We start from the raw sequence: 16343 nt of genomic DNA on the forward strand, positions 1-16343 counted from the left end.
TTTGTATTATTCTATGATCTGTCGATTGCTGGACGGTAGGACGTCGATTCAAAATGAGGGCTATTACTACTGCCTATGCTTTTACAAGAGATGATTGCACGGATTATGGATTCGTCATGACAAAGACGATCGAACGAGACTTGTTTTACAGGGTATTCCCGGATATTCAGGAATTGATGAGCAGTTTAACGAGGAAATGAACCGGAATCGGCATTTGTCGGTTGCCAATTCCATCGATTATTGGTCTGACGCCATTCATAGCGATTATAGTTTAGAACCACCATTTACTTATATACAAGAACCAGGAGAAAGAAAGGGGCAGTGATTCTCCCGAAGTCCTCCTGATCCTCCTATGAAGATTAGCTTTGTCCTAAAGTCATTTTGAGTTCATCTAATCGCTCGGTTGCCTCCATCACTTCTTCAAGCTCTTGTTCAGATAGCGATAATTTCTCTGCTTCTCTAATAAAAGTCATCGCAAGATTTAGCTCGTCCATTGAAATTGCGACATCGGCTCGTAATACATAAGCTTTGTAGCGAAGCGTTATTGATACTTCTTCGGTTTTCGAAAAAACAAGCTCAAGTACTCTGGCTGCTTCTGCAGGTTCGTCTTTGGCATATGCTAATCGGTATGCGGTTTCTAATGCATTTGTAAACCTTGACGGGTGCACCACCATGTATTGATCGTTCTGGATTGGCTTAGAGGAGGCATGCTTTTGACCAATCAGCAAGCGATTTCCGGCAGGATCGATGAGGTTAAATCTTCGATCTTCTGCAAGATTGTTGAGCTTGGTGATTCTGGGAAATCCCTGGGAGGGGACTTTCTGATAAATCTTTTTTAAATTTCCGCAAAATTCTTTGTATACGGAATCCACATCAGGAACGCTTACATAGCACATGCTGTATGAGTTGGATGGCTCTAATTGTTTCAGAACAAAAAAATGTAATTCCACGATACTGTGTCGGACACAAGCATATAGGTTTGGCTTAGCTTGCCGATAAGTTAGTTCAAACCCCAATGCTTGGTAGAAATCCAAATGTTCGTCGATGGACCTGCAAGGGAAAATAGGAATAGCTACGCCAGTTCGATTTGTTGACAAGTTATCAACCTCCATTTACTAGGTAATTTCATGCCGTAATCACCTTTTTTTCAGTGAAATCATCTTACTCCCTTATCGTACATCATTAGGGCAAATGCTAATGTTTAATTGAATTTATCCTTGTAGTACAGTATGTAATAATTAAAACCCGTCATATGGTTTAATTATCATTTGCAGGTTTAAGAAAGGAGTTCAGATGAACGGTATTGAGATCGCCAAGAAATTGAATATCAGCACGAGTGCGTTAAGGCATTATGAATCTTGGGGTATTGTTCCTAAAGTTGAGAGAGCTGCGAACGGGTATCGCATCTATACAAAGGAACATGAGGCTTATTTTCAATGTATACGTGCGCTTATTCCCGGATTTGGGATGGAATTTGTTCGAGAAGTTATGCCACGCATTATAAAGGGAGATAAACTTGAGGTTCTGTGGCTAATGAACAAGGCACAAGTTGACCTCCATTTTGAAAAGGAAACCTTACAAAAAACAGTAGAAATGCTTGACTTAAAACAACTGGCTAATATTCCGAAGTACTCCAATAAAGATTTTTTTACAATTGGAGAGGTAGCAAAAATAGCGAATACATCTGCTTCCTCAATTCGTCATTGGGAAAAGGAAGGGCTAATAAAGCCCAAGCGTCAAAATGGAAATGGATTTCGAATATACAGTTCCTCTGATATTCGCAAGGTACTTATCATCCGAGCCGTTCAAAGAGTTGCTTATTCCTTAGATATTGTCCGTGAAGTATTATCGGAGCTTGATAAAAATAACATGTTTCAGGCTTAGGAAATTGCTCTTAAATCTCTTCAATACATTGATTATGCATTGGTTGAGCAAGTGAGAGGTATCGCATATTTGCACAGACTTCTTGAAGTTGTGTCAAGGAAAGAAGAACAATAGGTGCAAATAAAAATCTCTATTTGCAAACAACCGCCAACAAGTTGCATGCAACAGCAGTGCAACCTCCGTCTGTTCACAACCCAGACCATCCAGCCTCTGGGTACCTAAATATACAGTATAGGACTCGAAGTGCATCGTATTTGTGGCGATGTACTTCTTTGCGTTGGTGAAAAATTAACCGTTTGAGGGTTTTGACCGTTCTGCTGCGCAGGTTCTGTGTTTGCTTGTTGCCCATGTTTTGCATGTTGCTTATGCTATAATTTGTTGAAAAAGGTTGTATCCTTTTAGGTGTTCGGTTTTCTAATAGGTAGCTGAGAGAAGGGAGGGGATGGGCTGGAAAGCTTTGCTGATGTCTATAAAGCGTACGCAGATCAGGTTTCCGTTATGTGCTGTCATTGACTGGGCAACGAAAGACGGTTTACAGCTATCAGGCAGACATTCGCTTGACTGATAAGCACGGGACGGAGCAATCCGCGCGAATGTCCTTGGTTACCCATCCTTATTCTGACGCACCTCACTCCTTCCAGATTGGGGGGTATATCGCCTTGGACGAAGGAAATCTGATTGGGGTACTGGCACGGCAGATGGATTATTGGGACTTGGGGAAATAAAGTAGACTACGGTCGTGCCGGGCAATACACGAAAGACAAATACATCGCCTTGTGCCCAAAGGGCTTGGGCGATGTATTTTATGCTTTAAAATCAACACGGAGTCAACAAACGGTATTAGAAATCAAAATTTTTCCCACCCAAATACTGGCCTCAAAACCCTGCGCATCCAATAAGCAATTATCATTCCTGGGTTCCATGAGCCGCGACTATGCTCCATGTATTGATCGTTGATGGTATAAGTCCAGGTGGATGTAGGGCTTTTCAGCCCAAATTTTTCCCACTCCGCAGGATCATTCGAACCTCCGAGCTTTGCGAGCATTTTTGCTGACTCTCTATTTATTTTAGCCGGAATTTGCTCGTATGCCCGGATGATTTGAACATGAAATTCGTCGATCGGATTGCGGTTAACAAGACCCTCCAAGTGGATGCCTTCGCGAATGTAAGAAACGTATGCCAGATGGTCAGCCCAGCACTCGTCGATATAATAAAGCCGCACGCGCTGCTCCGAAGGGCTCATTGGCGTCTCGCCTTTCAAAATTTCGAGCCGCTCCCCGTATAGAATACGCCTCTGTTCCTCCACCATATCCGAATAACGGTTTAGTTCCTGGCGGATATGGAAGTTTTGGCCCATAATGACGCGCTGAATATGTGCAATTTTGCTGCTGAGTACTGACTCTTCGAGAGCTTCATCCTGTCTAAGATTGCGAATTGCTTTATCGATGCCGAACTGAAGGATCAACTCGTCCTCGAGGCTTACAAAAAATATGGAATCTCCCGGGTCGCCTTGGCGGCCGGAACGCCCGCGCAGTTGGTTGTCGATCCTTACACTTTGGTGGATATGCGTACCAATCACGTACAACCCGCCGAGCTTGGCAACCGCTTCTGCTTGCGTGGGGTTGCCGCCGCCGAGCCGAATGTCGACGCCGCGTCCCGCCATGTTGGTAGATACCGTCACGGCGCCGATTTCTCCCGCTTTGGCGATGATCTCAGCTTCTTTTGCGTCATTTTTCGCATTCAGAACATGGCAAGGTACGCCCGCAACCGCTAGCGCCTCCGCCAGCATGTCAGACTCCTCGACGCTAGACGTACCAATGAGAATCGGGCGTCCCATTGAATGGACGGACAAGATTTCTTGTATAAGCGCCTTAAGTTTGGCATCTTTATGGGTATAAATCCGATGCGGATGGTCGATACGTATGTTTGGCCGGTTAGTTGGAATTTGCATGACCTGCAGCATATAAATATCTTCGAATTCCATTGCGGAAACGTGTGCGGTGGCGGTCATGCCGCAAATCTTTGGATATAGGCTAAGGAAGTGTTGAAGGGTAATCGTACCGAGAATTTTTCCGCCGGCCCTTGGCTGCAGCCCTTCTTTGGCCGAAAGTGCGGCTTGCAGACCGTCTGGCAAATGCCTGTTCTCCGCCACGCGGCCGGTATATTCGTCGATCAGCTCGATTTTACCGTCCCTGACGATGTAATTGACGTCTTTTTTCAATAACAATTCTGCATGCAGCGCGCAATTTAACGACATTAATAAATGACTATTTTGGCTTTCATACAAATTGCCGCATCTCAACAGCGATTCTGCTTTCGCTGAGCCTGCTTCATTTAAATAAACGTTTCGTTTGAACTCGTCAAAGTCGTAATGCTCATCTTGCTCGAGCTGCCTAACCACTGCTGCAAAACGAATGTCGTCGTTGCCGGAAGAGCCCGGCTCGCCGGCGATGACTAGCGGCACCCGCGCTTCGTCGAGAAGCAGTGAATCCGCTTCGTCAACAATGACATAGTGGAAAGGACGATGCACGGTATCGGCTTCGTTTAGTGCGATCGTGTCGCGCAAATAATCGAATCCTGCCTCTTTGGCCGTAACATAGGTTATATCTGCAGCGTAAGCTGTTCGTTTCTCGGACAAGCTCATGCCCGCTTGAACCGAGTCTACTGTTAACCCGAGGAAACGATAGATTGGACCCATCCATTCCGCATCTCGATTTGCTAAATAGTCGTTAAAGGTCAGCACATGAACGCCCTCGCCGGTCAGCGCGTTAAGATAAGCAGGCATAACAGCAGAGAGTGTTTTTCCTTCACCAGTATGCTGCTCGATCAAAAATCTCTCGTGCAAAGCAATGGCCGCCATGATCTGGACATTATAAGGCTGTAAACCGAGCTTTCTCTTCGCTGCCTCGCAGACTAGCGCATAAGCATCGACAAGCAGCTCATCCAAAGGCGTACCCGATTTTGCTTCTTTTTTCAGCCGGAGGGATTCCGCTTGAAGCTGCCCATCGTTCCATGCTTCTAAATTCCGTTTTCTGATAATCTCCACTTTGTTCTGATAGACCTTTAACTTATTCCGGGTCTCGCGGTCTTTGAATTTTTGCATCAACTCGACAGCTATATTCATAGAAATTTAGTCTCCCCTCAGTTTAATTGGCAAAGTAAGCTTAATCTCTCTCGTAAGCCTTCTAAAACTTCATCCGGTACTTCCCTGAACTTGATATCCTCACCAAGAAAAAGCAGCCAACTTGTTAGTTCGATTAATTCTTCGGGCATATTAACATTGACAAAAGTCTTTAGAATGGCTGTGGTTTGATAAGGATTCGTATAGGAAATCGTGATTTTTAAAGGATGATATTTTTTGAACTGGGCAATCGCTTTTGGACCAAGTTCAATAACAAGATTGATATCTTCTTGCTGTTTACTTATTTTTTCTAAAATCTTTTTCTTACTTAATCTATTTTTTGTTGGATAGGGTTTGACATCTATAAGATGATCGACAGGAAAGATTTGCTTCTTTTCTTCTTTTAAGTTAAAGCCTTCAATCAGCCAAAAGCTTTTTTCACGATAAAGGTTCATCAGATAAATGGGGTAAAATGTTATTACATTCTCTTCATTGATGGCAAGCAATAAATAGCGATCCAAAAGAAGGGTTTGGATGAGTTTTTCTAATATGGGATGGGGAAGGTCTGAAAGTTCAAGCAGGTCGGGATTATTTGGGTTGGTCCCTTCAAAAAGCAAAGTTTGATTTAAAAGAACTAGGTCATCTTGCTGGTTTTCCGAAATAAGACCTAGTAATTTTTCAGCTAAAGACTGACGGCTCTTTAGATAAGGAAGTTGTTGATTTCTTGTCGCCAAAAAGGCAATAAAAAGGGCTTTGACTTCATTGTCGGTAAAGCGAACGACGGGCAGGACAGAGTTTTGCATGACAAAATAGCCCCCGTCCCTTCCCACTTCAGAGACGAGTGGCATCCCCATGGCTTCAATTTCTCTGATATCTCGAATAGCGGTCGAACGGGAGATATTAAATTCCCGCATAATTTCAGATATTGTAAAATAGGCGCGGTTGTTGATATACCGCATGATGATATTAATTCGTTCAACTTTTTTCATCAGGACTCCTAAACAGTATCACTTTTTGACATGATTTAAGGTTATCATAAACTCATCAAGTGAAGAAGATAATATTAAAAAAATTTAAAAAAAGGAAGGTTTTTGAATATGGCGAATTATTTTTTAGAAGAAAAAGACAGCTTTACCGTTGTAAGTATTGGAACTGAGCTTAAGAGTCAATATACAGACTTTGCTGGCATAAATAAGGAAAAGTCAGACTTTTGGCAAGCCGCTAGTCAAGATGGAACACTTGACGATTTAAAAGCAATTGCAACAAATGACTACGTTTTTATTGTGAACGAAGCAGTGAATAACAAGATGATGCATTATGCTGGCGTTATGTCAGAGGCACCGGCACCAGCAGCAGGAGAATCTAGAGAATCCAGAGTGGTTCAATTTCCTAAGGGGGAATACCTGGTTGTTAAAGGAGAAGGGAACACTATTGAAGAATTGAGTAATACTGTTACGGGCATTGCGTTTGGTCAAGCCTTACCTGAAGCAAATCATGTTGCCTATGTTGGCGGTCCAAATGCAGCGGTTGTTATGGGAAAGCGAGACGGCTTGTTTTATGGCGAAATGTGGATCCCTGTTGTTAGAAAATAAGAGATATGTGAATGCTTCAGTTGTAGGTTGCCCGAGGCAGGTTCTGATAAGAAGGGAAGCTCACAAAACTTTTAGGAGGGATGCATATGTCCTATATCGTTGATTTTAAAAATGTGTCTGCGATTGGTTTAGAGTTTTCACCTGTAGCAGAAACGCTTGCTGGTTTACGTGCTAACGAAGCCCGTTACTTTATGAATAAATACAAGCATGAATTTGCGGTTGTACCAGCTAGCGAAAGCCAGGAGACCGTTGATTATGTGAACCGAATTTTGAAAGAAGAACGGGATATTGAGTTTGCAGCCAAGCCTTTAGAAACGTCGCGTTTTCAAGTGGAAAATATCAAAATGGCCTACGTCTTTTATGAGGATGGTCTTGAGGTCAACGTTATGTATACAGTTGATGAACCTAAGAAGAGGGCCGTTGGCTTTAAGCTTTCTGAGGGGATGGAGATACCTAAGGAGTTAGAAGAGAAGTTTAAGTTTGCCAGGCAGAAGTCTAAGCTAGCTGGAACTATTCGGGGCTCGTTTTTTGTAATTAAAGGAGAATATTAAAGAAAGCCAAAGTGAAGATGCGCAAGTTATTGAGGCTTGACCCCGTGTTAACTACAGACAAAATACATTGCAAGGGTGTAGAAGCCCTGTGGCAGCGATTCTTTCCCTATTTGATCGGGAAAGAATCGCTGTTTCGGTTTTTATCCGAAAATGGAATTTAGAAAACACATACTGGTGAACTTTATCAAAAGTAAAGGCAAGATTTTGCTCAATGTGATTCGTAGTGCAGGATCTTTTGTGCGACACGTTCTCCAAGCTCAGGGGACGCTTGGTACAGGTAGCCGAGGACGGTTTTTTGCGTCTCGGGTGATATGACGGCCAGTTCGATGGCTATGTTATCTACCAGGTGCTCTTGTTGTAATGGGGCAAGCGTATGATAATACTGGCCAGCTTGTGTAAAGTCGTCTTGCTTGGGAATGGCGGACCGCACGAGGTGACCTTCAACAAATCTTCCATTGCCGCTGGTTACAAGGGAATCGGGCGTCCAGTTCTGCTGATGATTAATTGGAATCTTGCGGAAATCCGGACCAAGACGCCTTCGCTCCGAATCCCAATAAATATTTGCGCGGCCCTGCAGTATTTTATCGTCCGATAACTCTGCGCCTTGGAGCAGGTTGGAAGGAGAGAAAGCCAACTTTTCTACTTGTTCCATATAATTATCTGGATTTCTATTGAGTACTAATATTCCAACCGGGAGCAGCGGATATTGCTGCTCATCCCATACCTTTGTACTATCCAATGGATCATAGGGGAGAACGGACTCGTCTTGAGGGTTCATAAGCTGTACATAAAGCCCGTATTCAAACGTTTTACCCGTATTCAGCGCATCGAATAAGTCCTTGCCGGCATAATCCGGATTCTCGCACGCGAGTCTGGCCGCTTCTTGACGGTCGATATACTGCACCCCTGCAAGAGGCAACCAATGATATTTCACGTAAGTGCGGACACCTTGAGCGTTTTTCCAGACGTAAGTATTGACGCTGTGCCCCGGGATGTGTTGAAGACTTTTGATTGTGCCCGAGTCGGAGTAGAGCCGGACTAGAAAGTTTGTCGATTCTGGTGTTCGTGCGACGAAGCTCCAAAATCGTTCCGGATCGATGAGGTTGTTAACTGGCGATGGCGAGAGCGCATTAATAAACTCGGGAAAGCGCATGGCATCCCGGACGGGGAACACAGGGATATGGTTAAAGACAAGATCAAACACACCTTCATTTGTATAGAACTTGGTGGAAAATCCGAATACGTTACGGGAAGTATCAGGCGTGCCTTTGTTGCTGACGGCAAGCGAGAATCTTACCGTGATGGGGACTTGCTGTCCCGGATTTTGCAAGAAACAAAGCTCTGTGTAAGCCGTCATGGCATGCACGGTCTGAAAGTAGCCGAATGCGCTATAACCTTTAGCATGCACAGGCCTTTCCAATATTTTCGAATGAATGAATGTCTCCAGCTTTTCATGCAGCACGCTGTCCTGTTCCAGTACAGGGCCTCGTTCCCCCACTGTCTGTGAATGCAAAGCGGGGTTATCTCTGGACCATTTGTTAGGGCCAGCTCCTTTGTTCTCGTACATCATCCAACCTCCCATGCCCACTTGTGAATTATGTAGATATATTAAAATGTATGAAGCGCTATTATGCGAATATGCCAGCACACGGCGTCTAATAAGGAGGCGTACCGGATAACGGCAAGTTTTTGTTGAGGGTGGGCATAATAGAGTCATTGTATGTAAATGGAAGGAGCTGCATGACTGGAAATGGATCATCCTTTTGTAATCTTACCTGAAGAACAAGCGCCAGAAGGTGTCGAGCATTGTGAGCTTTGTGAACTATCCAAGCAGCACAATCGTGTCATCTGGGGTGAAGGGAATTCGAAAGCCTCGCTAATGATGATTATGGATAATCCCGGTGCCCGGGAGGATCAACAAGGAAATTCATTTCTATGCGGTACCCGCGAAACTCTTCAATTCGGCATGAGGGAGGCAGGGATAGATACAAACGATGTTTATGTCACCTATTTGTTAAAATGCCGGCCGATGCGTGCCTACAATAAGCCTGAGGCTAGAGCGGCTTGTTTTCCACATCTGAAGATGCAGCTCCTTCAGAAGCAGCCGCTTGTATTATTTGGTTTTGGCAATGTCGTAGCTGAAGCGGTATTCCCGGATAAGGAGAGCGCCAGTGTCAAGGAGTTACGAGGCAGCTGGCATGAGTTCCAGGGTACGCCAATCAGCTTCACTTATCATCCTCTTGCAGTTAGAAGACGGCCTAATCTGCTAAGGTTCTTCGTTGAGGATTTGAAATCTTTGAAGGATAAGTGGGAGGAGATTAAAGGAGATTCAACGCGTCAGGATATAAAAAGGTGAATTTTTTGAGAGCTTGCCGTTCCGGACAGCGTGGGTAATCGAAGCAATCGAAGCACTAGTGCAAACGATGCTCACTCGTTTTATCTAAAAAAAAATTTTAATTTAAATTTGTCTATTGTAATGTTCCGAACATTCCCTTAGGATAAGCAAATAAAGATAATGATAATCATTATCGATATAACTTATTGGAGGGGAACTTATAATGAAAGAGACAAAGAAACGATCCAAGCTGCTGCTGCTAACGGCTGCGATGGTGATCGTATTGGCTGCATGCGGTGGAAATGACAAGAATAGCACGGGCAACTCGAATAATGTGGGGCAGGATAAGGTTGTCCAGACTGAAAATCCTGAAAATACTAAGGAAGATGAACCATTAAAACCGAATGGGGAAATCGCTGAGACGAAAAAGTTTACAGATTGGACGGGACATGAAGTAGAAGTGCCCGTAGATCCGAAAAGAGTTATTTTTCACGGTGAGACAACTGGTGATTTACTCGCTTTGGGTGTGAAGCCAGTAGGTATTTTAAAATCTAATGTTGATGGATCCGTTTATGATGAACAATTGAAATCTGCTGAGGATGTAGGCTTTCCTTTTAACTTGGAGAAGGCGATGACTCTGAATGCCGATTTAATTATATTCGGTAATGCTGATGCTGCACAATATGAACAAATTTCCAAGGTTGCTCCCACAGTTACTTTTGATACCTTTGCTTCTTTGGAAGATAGGATGAGAACTTTGGGCGAGCTGTTTGGAAAGCAGGAAGAAGCTGAGAAGTGGCTGGCGGACTATGATCTTCAACTAAAGGATATGTGGAAACAGCTTCATGATGCTGGAATAGGACAGGATGAGACAGCTTCGGTATTTACAATGTATCCGGGTGAGCGGTTATTCGCAATGGCTCGCACAGGCCTGTCTCAAGTGTTGTACGAGAAGGATGGCTTTAAACCGACACCTGCCATCCAGCAAGCTTTGGATCAGGATCAAGGGTTTGTTGAGCTTTCGATGGAGAAGCTCCCTGAATTTGCAGGTGACCGCATTTTCATTCTGACCCCAATTGACAAGGAAGCTGTACAAGATATTGAGCAGTTGCTTGAAAGCAGCATATGGAAGAGCTTGCCGGCAGTTAAAAGTGGGAAAGTGTATACCTTTCATATTTTAGAGGCATATAGTGATGCCATTTCTCGCGAATGGATTGCGAAAAATTTGCCGAAGGTGCTTATTTCATAAAACGTACGGTAATAAAATGAATATAATGGGAGCTAATTCAGTATTGAATAGCTCTCATTTTTTATTTACACTGAAAGTAGTGAGAAAGGTTATCAATAAGAGGTGATTCGGTTATGAAAAACTGCGTACAAAAGCTTCCTAAGCTGAGCTCCTTGATGTTTCAACTGTCTTTCGCCGAGAAGCTGTATTTTCCAGCTGAGTGGGTATCGGAAAGGCAGTGTGAGAAGCAGCGGCATACACTGCTAATTACAACAAAAAGGACATTTGGACTTTACGTCAATGATCAGTTAATTCCCGCTGGTGAGAAGAGCTGTTATTTGCTATCGCCGGGAAACAGCTGGTACGCCAGTAATCTCTCTAGTTATGATGTTGAGTTATACTGCATTTATTTTTCTATCATTCATATAGATGAACGGGGCCAGGAAATATTCGAGGAGCAAATGCTGCCAATCCATCATGCCTGGCATATGTACTCGTATGAGCGTTGCATACGGCTGGTAAACGGAATCCTGACAGGAGATGAAGATGATAAAGCGGGTGAGTTGGCTTGGTTCAAGCGACATTTGCTGTTTCAAGAGCTAATGGGTGTGTTGCTGGAGCATAACTGGTCTTCTGAACGGGATACTGGGGATATGCAAGCTGTTTCAGAAACGATTCGTTATTTGGAAGCCCATTATGTTAACTCTATTACAGTCAGGCAGCTTGCTGAGAGGGCACAGCTCCCTGCCTGGCAATATAGTGCCATGTTCAAGAATCTTACGGGAAAGAAGCCGTTGGATTATTTGAATCAGCTGCGTATCGACCGATCCAAGGAATTATTGCTGTCTGTGAATGTCCCGTTGCGTGAAATTGCCTGTAAGGTTGGTTTCGCTGATGAATATTATTTTAACAGGCGATTTAGACAGTTTACGGGGATGACTCCAAGGCAGTATGCCCAGTCTGCCCATCAGACAAGATATGTGTATGATTGGACAGGCCATCAAGTTCAAATTCCGGTACAGCCTCAGCGTATACTCTATTACGGGGAAACAATAGGGGATCTGCTCATTTTAGGGATACGGCCGATTGGTGCAAGTGTGCGCGTGATGAAGAATACATGGATGCATGCAGCCTTTCAGGAAGTTGAAGATATCGGAATTCCGCTTAATACGCAGAAGGCGGCGAGTCTGGAACCTGATCTTATTATCTTCTCAAGCTCAGATGAACGACAATACGCCCAGCTTACCAAAATCGCACCAACTATTACCTACGATACGTTCGCACCATTGGAGCAGCGGTTGTTATGTTTAGGAGAATGGCTAGGGAAGCAGACGGAAGCCGAGCAGTGGCTAGCTGAGTATCGTCGCCGGTTATCGGAAATGTGGCAAACAGTGAAGAAAATAATTGAGCCAGGGGAGACAGCGACGGTGTTCATTTATCATCGCGGACGCCGTCTGTTTGTGATGGGTACGAGCGGTTTGGCAGGCTTGCTCTATCATCCGTCCGGATTTGAGGCTGGAGCGGCTGTTCGACAAATGCTGGATGCAGGAGAGCCATACCGTGAAATTGAGGAATCAGATGTGCCTTTGTATGCCGGAGACCGTTTATTTGTGTTAATGCCAACAATTGGGCCGTCGTGTCAAGCAACAAGGGAGCTAATGCTTAGTAACAGCTGGAAGAAACTGTCGGCAGTCAAAAACGCAAGAGTACATGTACTGGAGGAGGCCAAATGGAACTTGACTGACGCCTATACAAGGGAGCATCAAATTCGCTTGCTTCCAGAGCTGTTGAAAGGGAGACAGGAGCAATAGAAGGAATAACAGACGATGCCTAGGAAGAAATGGGGGCGAGCTGAAGCGCTAAGAGGTTATTCATCCATCAAAAGTTTAAAAGGAATATATGAGAGAACGATAATTGAAAGATATACTGAATTTTAATGAATAAAATAACTTTCGAAGGAGTGAGAAATTATGAAAATAAGACAGTTTGAGAGCAACGATCTTAATAGTTGTTGTAATCTGCTAATTCATGTATTTAATCAAGAGCCATGGAATGATAAATGGTCCAACGAAGGTGCGGAGCAATATTTATTAGACTATATTCATACACCTGGATTTAAGGGAATTGTTGCAGAAGATGAGAATGGACTTAAAGGTTTTATATTCGGGTTTCGCAAGCGATGGTGGAAGGCAGACGAATTTTTTATTAATGAAATGTGTGTGAATATTAATGAACAAAGAAGTGGAGTTGGAACAAAATTAATTAAATATTTGGAAAGTAGATTAATAAGTGAGGGGGTTGAGAATATAACACTTTTGACAAACCGGGGAATACCAGCCGAAGAGTTTTATAAGAAAAATGGATTCAATATTGTTGATAGAATAATTTTTTTGTATAAAAAATTAAATAATATAGCATTGAAAAGTGGCTTCTAGTTCCCGGAGTAAGTTATTGGAAAACTCCGGAGGTCAGCCTTTGTAGAGCGGCTTGACGTACTAGCAAGCCTATAATTGTATATGATTTTTCATATACAATCGTCGCAATAAGCTTAGAACGTTGAAATGTATATGATTTTTCATATACAATTGTCAGACTAAGCTTAAAATGGTGAAATGTATATGATTTTTCATATACAATCGTCAGAAAAAGCTTAGAGCGTTGAAATGTATATGATTTTTCACATACAATCGTCGCAATAAGCTTGGAGCGTTGAAATGTATATGATTTTTCATATACAATCGTCGCAATAAGCTTGGAACGTTGAAATGTATATGATTTTTCATATACAATCGTCGCAATAAGCTTGGAACGTTGAAATGTATATGATTTTTCATATACAATCGTCAGAAAAAGCTTAGAGCGGTGAAATGTATATGATTTTTCATATACAATCGTCGCAATAAGCTTAGGTCGTTGAAATGTATATGATTTTTCATATACATTTGCGAAACGAAACAATCAAACTAAATCCGGACTTTGGATAGAACCGACATATTCATAATAGACAATCCGCCCGGACACTCCTCTAGCCACGGCTCTAAACTTTCCTTTATCCACCAGTAAGCGACAATACTTAATGACAGTTGCAGTGTAAAGCTCCAGTTCTCTTGCCGCCTCGGATGGGCGAATGACACGATTATTACGAATCGCTATCCGCATCAGGTCTCGTTCGATTTTGGAATATGACCTTGTAATGGTTCGTTTTGTACTGAGCTGCCCCGATAGGTAGGGGGATAGAATGCTTCGCAGTGCTGAAAGAATGAAGGAGGGGTTCTCCTTTAATTCATCCAGAGAGATGTAGTAGACCGAATAATCCTGAGCCTCAAGGAAAAGCCCGCGGTTTAAATCCCTTCTATACTTGCTTCTGTCCGTACCGTGGGAGCCAAAGTCCATGATTTCGAAAATAACAGAGATCGCTCCTATAACCAGCATAAAATCTACAAAGTAGGATCTCCCCCGCCAGTCCTTTACTTCATACTCAGGATGAAATCCGTGAAAGTGCCCAACAAGCGGCCACCATATTTGTTCAGCAAATAAGCGATTACCGTAGCCATGGCCGCGTTTTAGAGCATCAAGACGCTCTCCTCTTCTTCGTCGTAAATGATCGCTTATCCATTTATCGTGTTCGATTTGGAAACTCATTCGCTGCCTCCCACCTTCTCGTATTAGTTCTAACAACCATAAAAAACCCGCTCTCTTTCCGATATAGAAAGGAAGCGGGCATTCTTTGCCGCTAGGCTGTTATAAGATATTCATAGTGTGCCACAAAGTTTTAAAGAGCGCAACAGCGCAACAAAATAACAGGAATGCAGCACGTTTATTGTTACTTTGATAAGGGACAGATTGCAAACAATAGTGAACAGTCTCAAGCACTTAGCATTAGCAATAGCATTAGCAATAGCATTAGCAATAGCAATAACAATAGCATTAGCACGTAGCATTGGCACTTAGCATTAGCAATAGCATTAGCATTAGCACGTAGCATTAGGGCCATTCAAATACTGGCCGGCGTTTCATTTGACTTACGGCCAAAAAACTCCCCTAAAAATGCCATGGATACATAATAGTCTATAAAAAAAATCGATATAAGTCTATTTCTTTTTTCGTGAAAATTGTATGTTATATATGCGACCGCGGCGCAAAACGATTAATGGAGGGAGAAGTCCTGTATGATCACACTCAGAAAAATTACGCTGGAAAACCGGCGTGCCATATTTAACCTTGAGGTTTCAGAGGACCAACGCCGTTTTGTTGCGACCAATTTGTCAAGCGTCGCTTCGTGTTATGTGCTGGCAACCAATGGAGGTCATCCGTTTCCGTTTGCCATTTATGCGGATGAGCAGCCGGTCGGTTTTGTTATGCTTACTTATGGAATCACCGGATACGATCTGCCATCAATTGCTGACGGCAGCTACTGCATCCTGCGGCTGATGATTGACAAGCAGCACCAGAGCCTAGGCTACGGCCGGGAGGCTATGATAAAAATACTGGAATTTATCCGTACCTTTCCTACCGGGCCTGCACAATACTGCTGGATCCCGTATGGCGCTGATAACCTTGCTGCCAAAAAGCTTTACGGAAGCTTCGGCTTCCGAGATAACGGCGAAATTTGCCATAACGAGAACATAGCCGTGTTGAGACTCTGATTTACTAGCTCAATCGTACAACTTTATTTCCGTGTTGAGATTCTGATTTACTGGCTCAATCGTGCAACTTTATTTCCGTGCTGAGACTCTGATTTACTGGCTCAATCGTGTAACTTTATTTCCGTGTTGCGACTCTGATTTACCGGCTCAATCGTGCAACTTTATTTCCGTGTTGCGACTTTGATTTACTGGGTACAATCGTGTAACTTTATCATCTTCATTCTCGTTATGATTACTAAAAGGGGGCGAGAGATGATGTATCGAGTTATCGCTGCTTTGGTCATTTCAGTAATATTTTTAGCGGGATGCGCCAAGCCTACAGAGTCCTTTCAGGGTCAAATCGGGGATATTGGAGCAAACAGTTTTATAGTCGACTGTTCAGATGAAGTAAACAAAGGGAAGAAAGACCCGATCAACTCTATTGGGTACCAATGTTCTGTTGAATATACTACGGATACAGCCTTTACAGATGTAAACGGAAATATCTTAACGATTCATGACTTTCTACAAGGATCAGAAGTTAAAGTAATTCTTTCCAAACCGATTAATATACGAAGAAATTTAGAGAGTAAAAAATCTAAGCCGCTTACAGCAAAAGAAATTGTATTATTGAAGCAAGCCGATATGTCATCAAAAGAACCGTTTGATTTTAAACGTGATGAAGTTGTCAAAGCAACTATATATTTTGGCGGAACGAATGATGTTATTGCTGAAATCGAGCATACAGAGCAATTGAATGAATTATCGGCTATTCTTCACAATTCCCCCTCATTTTCGGGAGCAGCGCCATCTGATTGGAACAATACAATCGTCATTGAGTCAAAGGGTGGAGGTGAAACAGAAATAGTGGTAACCGGCAATGGACATGTTTTTATTGACGAGTCGTCTAATTATGCTTATTCGCTAGATAAGGAAAGGTTTAATGAATTTGTTGGAAGCTTTCAAAATAAATAGGTAGGACTGTGAAGAGAATACATCGATGAGTT

The 16343-nt window shown here is 43.0% G+C and carries 17 protein-coding genes; 11 read left to right on the forward strand and 6 right to left on the reverse strand.

The features are described from left to right. Positions 1-94 precede the first annotated feature (94 nt). The gene (locus ACRRU2_RS09355; RefSeq protein WP_432500980.1) at positions 95-325 is read left to right on the forward strand and encodes a hypothetical protein; all 231 of its coding nucleotides are present in this window, start codon (positions 95-97) and stop codon (positions 323-325) included. Between the two features lie 34 nt (positions 326-359). On the opposite strand, the gene ACRRU2_RS09360 is transcribed toward ACRRU2_RS09355, so the two are convergent. Beyond that, positions 360-1097: a bleomycin resistance protein gene (locus tag ACRRU2_RS09360; protein ID WP_432500982.1), complete on the reverse strand. Its 738-nt coding sequence runs from the start codon at positions 1095-1097 to the stop codon at positions 360-362. Between the two features lie 196 nt (positions 1098-1293). Here ACRRU2_RS09360 and ACRRU2_RS09365 point away from each other — a divergent pair, with 196 nt between their 5' ends. Beyond that, positions 1294-1884 (forward strand): MerR family transcriptional regulator, encoded by a 591-nt coding sequence (locus ACRRU2_RS09365; protein ID WP_432500985.1) that lies wholly within the window; start codon positions 1294-1296, stop codon positions 1882-1884. Between the two features lie 500 nt (positions 1885-2384). Then, positions 2385-2609, forward strand: a complete 225-nt coding sequence (locus tag ACRRU2_RS09370) for a hypothetical protein (RefSeq protein WP_432500987.1) — start codon at positions 2385-2387, stop codon at positions 2607-2609. 122 nt (positions 2610-2731) lie between these two features. Here the strand turns inward: ACRRU2_RS09370 and ACRRU2_RS09375 are convergent, their stop codons facing one another. Together ACRRU2_RS09375 and ACRRU2_RS09380 are read right to left on the reverse strand one after the other, a co-directional pair. Next, complete coding sequence (locus tag ACRRU2_RS09375) at positions 2732-5008, reverse strand: DEAD/DEAH box helicase (protein WP_432500990.1); 2277 nt, start codon at positions 5006-5008, stop codon at positions 2732-2734. A gap of 17 nt (positions 5009-5025) precedes the next feature. Then, positions 5026-5994 carry a helix-turn-helix transcriptional regulator gene (locus ACRRU2_RS09380; RefSeq protein ID WP_331700097.1) on the reverse strand — a complete coding sequence of 323 codons (969 nt, stop codon included), beginning with the start codon at positions 5992-5994 and terminating at the stop codon, positions 5026-5028. A gap of 108 nt (positions 5995-6102) precedes the next feature. Here ACRRU2_RS09380 and ACRRU2_RS09385 point away from each other — a divergent pair, with 108 nt between their 5' ends. Both ACRRU2_RS09385 and ACRRU2_RS09390 read left to right on the forward strand, forming a co-directional pair. Continuing rightward, positions 6103-6597, forward strand: a complete 495-nt coding sequence (locus ACRRU2_RS09385; RefSeq protein ID WP_432500993.1) for a GyrI-like domain-containing protein — start codon at positions 6103-6105, stop codon at positions 6595-6597. An 86-nt stretch (positions 6598-6683) separates the two neighbouring features. Continuing rightward, positions 6684-7148, forward strand: a complete 465-nt coding sequence (locus ACRRU2_RS09390) for a phage tail protein (protein ID WP_432500995.1) — start codon at positions 6684-6686, stop codon at positions 7146-7148. Between the two features lie 208 nt (positions 7149-7356). On the opposite strand, the gene ACRRU2_RS09395 is transcribed toward ACRRU2_RS09390, so the two are convergent. After that, entirely contained in the window at positions 7357-8715 is a 1359-nt protein-coding gene (locus ACRRU2_RS09395) for a catalase (RefSeq protein ID WP_432501197.1), read from the reverse strand. 183 nt (positions 8716-8898) lie between these two features. Between ACRRU2_RS09395 and ACRRU2_RS09400 the strand changes: the two genes are divergently transcribed. From ACRRU2_RS09400 to ACRRU2_RS09415, 4 genes are all read left to right on the forward strand, one after another. Beyond that, positions 8899-9504 (forward strand): uracil-DNA glycosylase, encoded by a 606-nt coding sequence (locus tag ACRRU2_RS09400; protein WP_432500997.1) that lies wholly within the window; start codon positions 8899-8901, stop codon positions 9502-9504. 202 nt (positions 9505-9706) lie between these two features. Continuing rightward, positions 9707-10732, forward strand: coding sequence for an ABC transporter substrate-binding protein (locus ACRRU2_RS09405; RefSeq protein WP_432500999.1), 1026 nt, complete (start codon positions 9707-9709; stop codon positions 10730-10732). Positions 10733-10845: 113 nt separating this feature from the next. Beyond that, a complete protein-coding gene (locus ACRRU2_RS09410; protein WP_432501001.1) occupies positions 10846-12522 on the forward strand; it encodes a helix-turn-helix domain-containing protein in 1677 nt (558 codons plus the stop codon). A gap of 159 nt (positions 12523-12681) precedes the next feature. Then, on the forward strand, positions 12682-13146 hold the full coding sequence (locus ACRRU2_RS09415; RefSeq protein ID WP_432501003.1) for a GNAT family N-acetyltransferase: 465 nt from the start codon (positions 12682-12684) through the stop codon (positions 13144-13146). A gap of 13 nt (positions 13147-13159) precedes the next feature. Here ACRRU2_RS09415 and ACRRU2_RS09420 read toward each other — a convergent pair whose 3' ends face one another. Both ACRRU2_RS09420 and ACRRU2_RS09425 read right to left on the reverse strand, forming a co-directional pair. Next, positions 13160-13669 (reverse strand): hypothetical protein, encoded by a 510-nt coding sequence (locus ACRRU2_RS09420; protein ID WP_432501005.1) that lies wholly within the window; start codon positions 13667-13669, stop codon positions 13160-13162. Then, entirely contained in the window at positions 13670-14353 is a 684-nt protein-coding gene (locus ACRRU2_RS09425; protein WP_432501007.1) for a hypothetical protein, read from the reverse strand. It abuts the gene before it with no gap. A gap of 527 nt (positions 14354-14880) precedes the next feature. Between ACRRU2_RS09425 and ACRRU2_RS09430 the strand changes: the two genes are divergently transcribed. Both ACRRU2_RS09430 and ACRRU2_RS09435 read left to right on the forward strand, forming a co-directional pair. Further along, on the forward strand, positions 14881-15357 hold the full coding sequence (locus tag ACRRU2_RS09430; RefSeq protein WP_432501010.1) for a GNAT family N-acetyltransferase: 477 nt from the start codon (positions 14881-14883) through the stop codon (positions 15355-15357). A 252-nt stretch (positions 15358-15609) separates the two neighbouring features. Continuing rightward, entirely contained in the window at positions 15610-16311 is a 702-nt protein-coding gene (locus tag ACRRU2_RS09435; protein WP_432501012.1) for a hypothetical protein, read from the forward strand. The last annotated feature ends 32 nt before the right edge of the window (positions 16312-16343 follow it).

This window comes from Paenibacillus sp. GXUN7292, from assembly GCF_050864975.1.
GTDB lineage: Bacteria > Bacillota > Bacilli > Paenibacillales > Paenibacillaceae > Pristimantibacillus.

What these genes read in the sequence shown, in the direction of transcription:
- ACRRU2_RS09365 (WP_432500985.1), top strand. Translation starts at nt 1,294, where the DNA reads ATGAACGGTATTGAGATCGCCAAGAAATTGAATATCAGCACGAGTGCG.
- ACRRU2_RS09375 (WP_432500990.1), bottom strand. Translation starts at nt 5,008, where the DNA reads ATGAATATAGCTGTCGAGTTGATGCAAAAATTCAAAGACCGCGAGACC.
- ACRRU2_RS09380 (WP_331700097.1), bottom strand. Translation starts at nt 5,994, where the DNA reads ATGAAAAAAGTTGAACGAATTAATATCATCATGCGGTATATCAACAAC.
- ACRRU2_RS09385 (WP_432500993.1), top strand. Translation starts at nt 6,103, where the DNA reads ATGGCGAATTATTTTTTAGAAGAAAAAGACAGCTTTACCGTTGTAAGT.
- ACRRU2_RS09390 (WP_432500995.1), top strand. Translation starts at nt 6,684, where the DNA reads ATGTCCTATATCGTTGATTTTAAAAATGTGTCTGCGATTGGTTTAGAG.
- ACRRU2_RS09395 (WP_432501197.1), bottom strand. Translation starts at nt 8,715, where the DNA reads ATGTACGAGAACAAAGGAGCTGGCCCTAACAAATGGTCCAGAGATAAC.
- ACRRU2_RS09400 (WP_432500997.1), top strand. Translation starts at nt 8,899, where the DNA reads ATGGATCATCCTTTTGTAATCTTACCTGAAGAACAAGCGCCAGAAGGT.
- ACRRU2_RS09405 (WP_432500999.1), top strand. Translation starts at nt 9,707, where the DNA reads ATGAAAGAGACAAAGAAACGATCCAAGCTGCTGCTGCTAACGGCTGCG.
- ACRRU2_RS09410 (WP_432501001.1), top strand. Translation starts at nt 10,846, where the DNA reads ATGAAAAACTGCGTACAAAAGCTTCCTAAGCTGAGCTCCTTGATGTTT.
- ACRRU2_RS09415 (WP_432501003.1), top strand. Translation starts at nt 12,682, where the DNA reads ATGAAAATAAGACAGTTTGAGAGCAACGATCTTAATAGTTGTTGTAAT.
- ACRRU2_RS09425 (WP_432501007.1), bottom strand. Translation starts at nt 14,353, where the DNA reads ATGAGTTTCCAAATCGAACACGATAAATGGATAAGCGATCATTTACGA.
- ACRRU2_RS09430 (WP_432501010.1), top strand. Translation starts at nt 14,881, where the DNA reads ATGATCACACTCAGAAAAATTACGCTGGAAAACCGGCGTGCCATATTT.
- ACRRU2_RS09435 (WP_432501012.1), top strand. Translation starts at nt 15,610, where the DNA reads ATGATGTATCGAGTTATCGCTGCTTTGGTCATTTCAGTAATATTTTTA.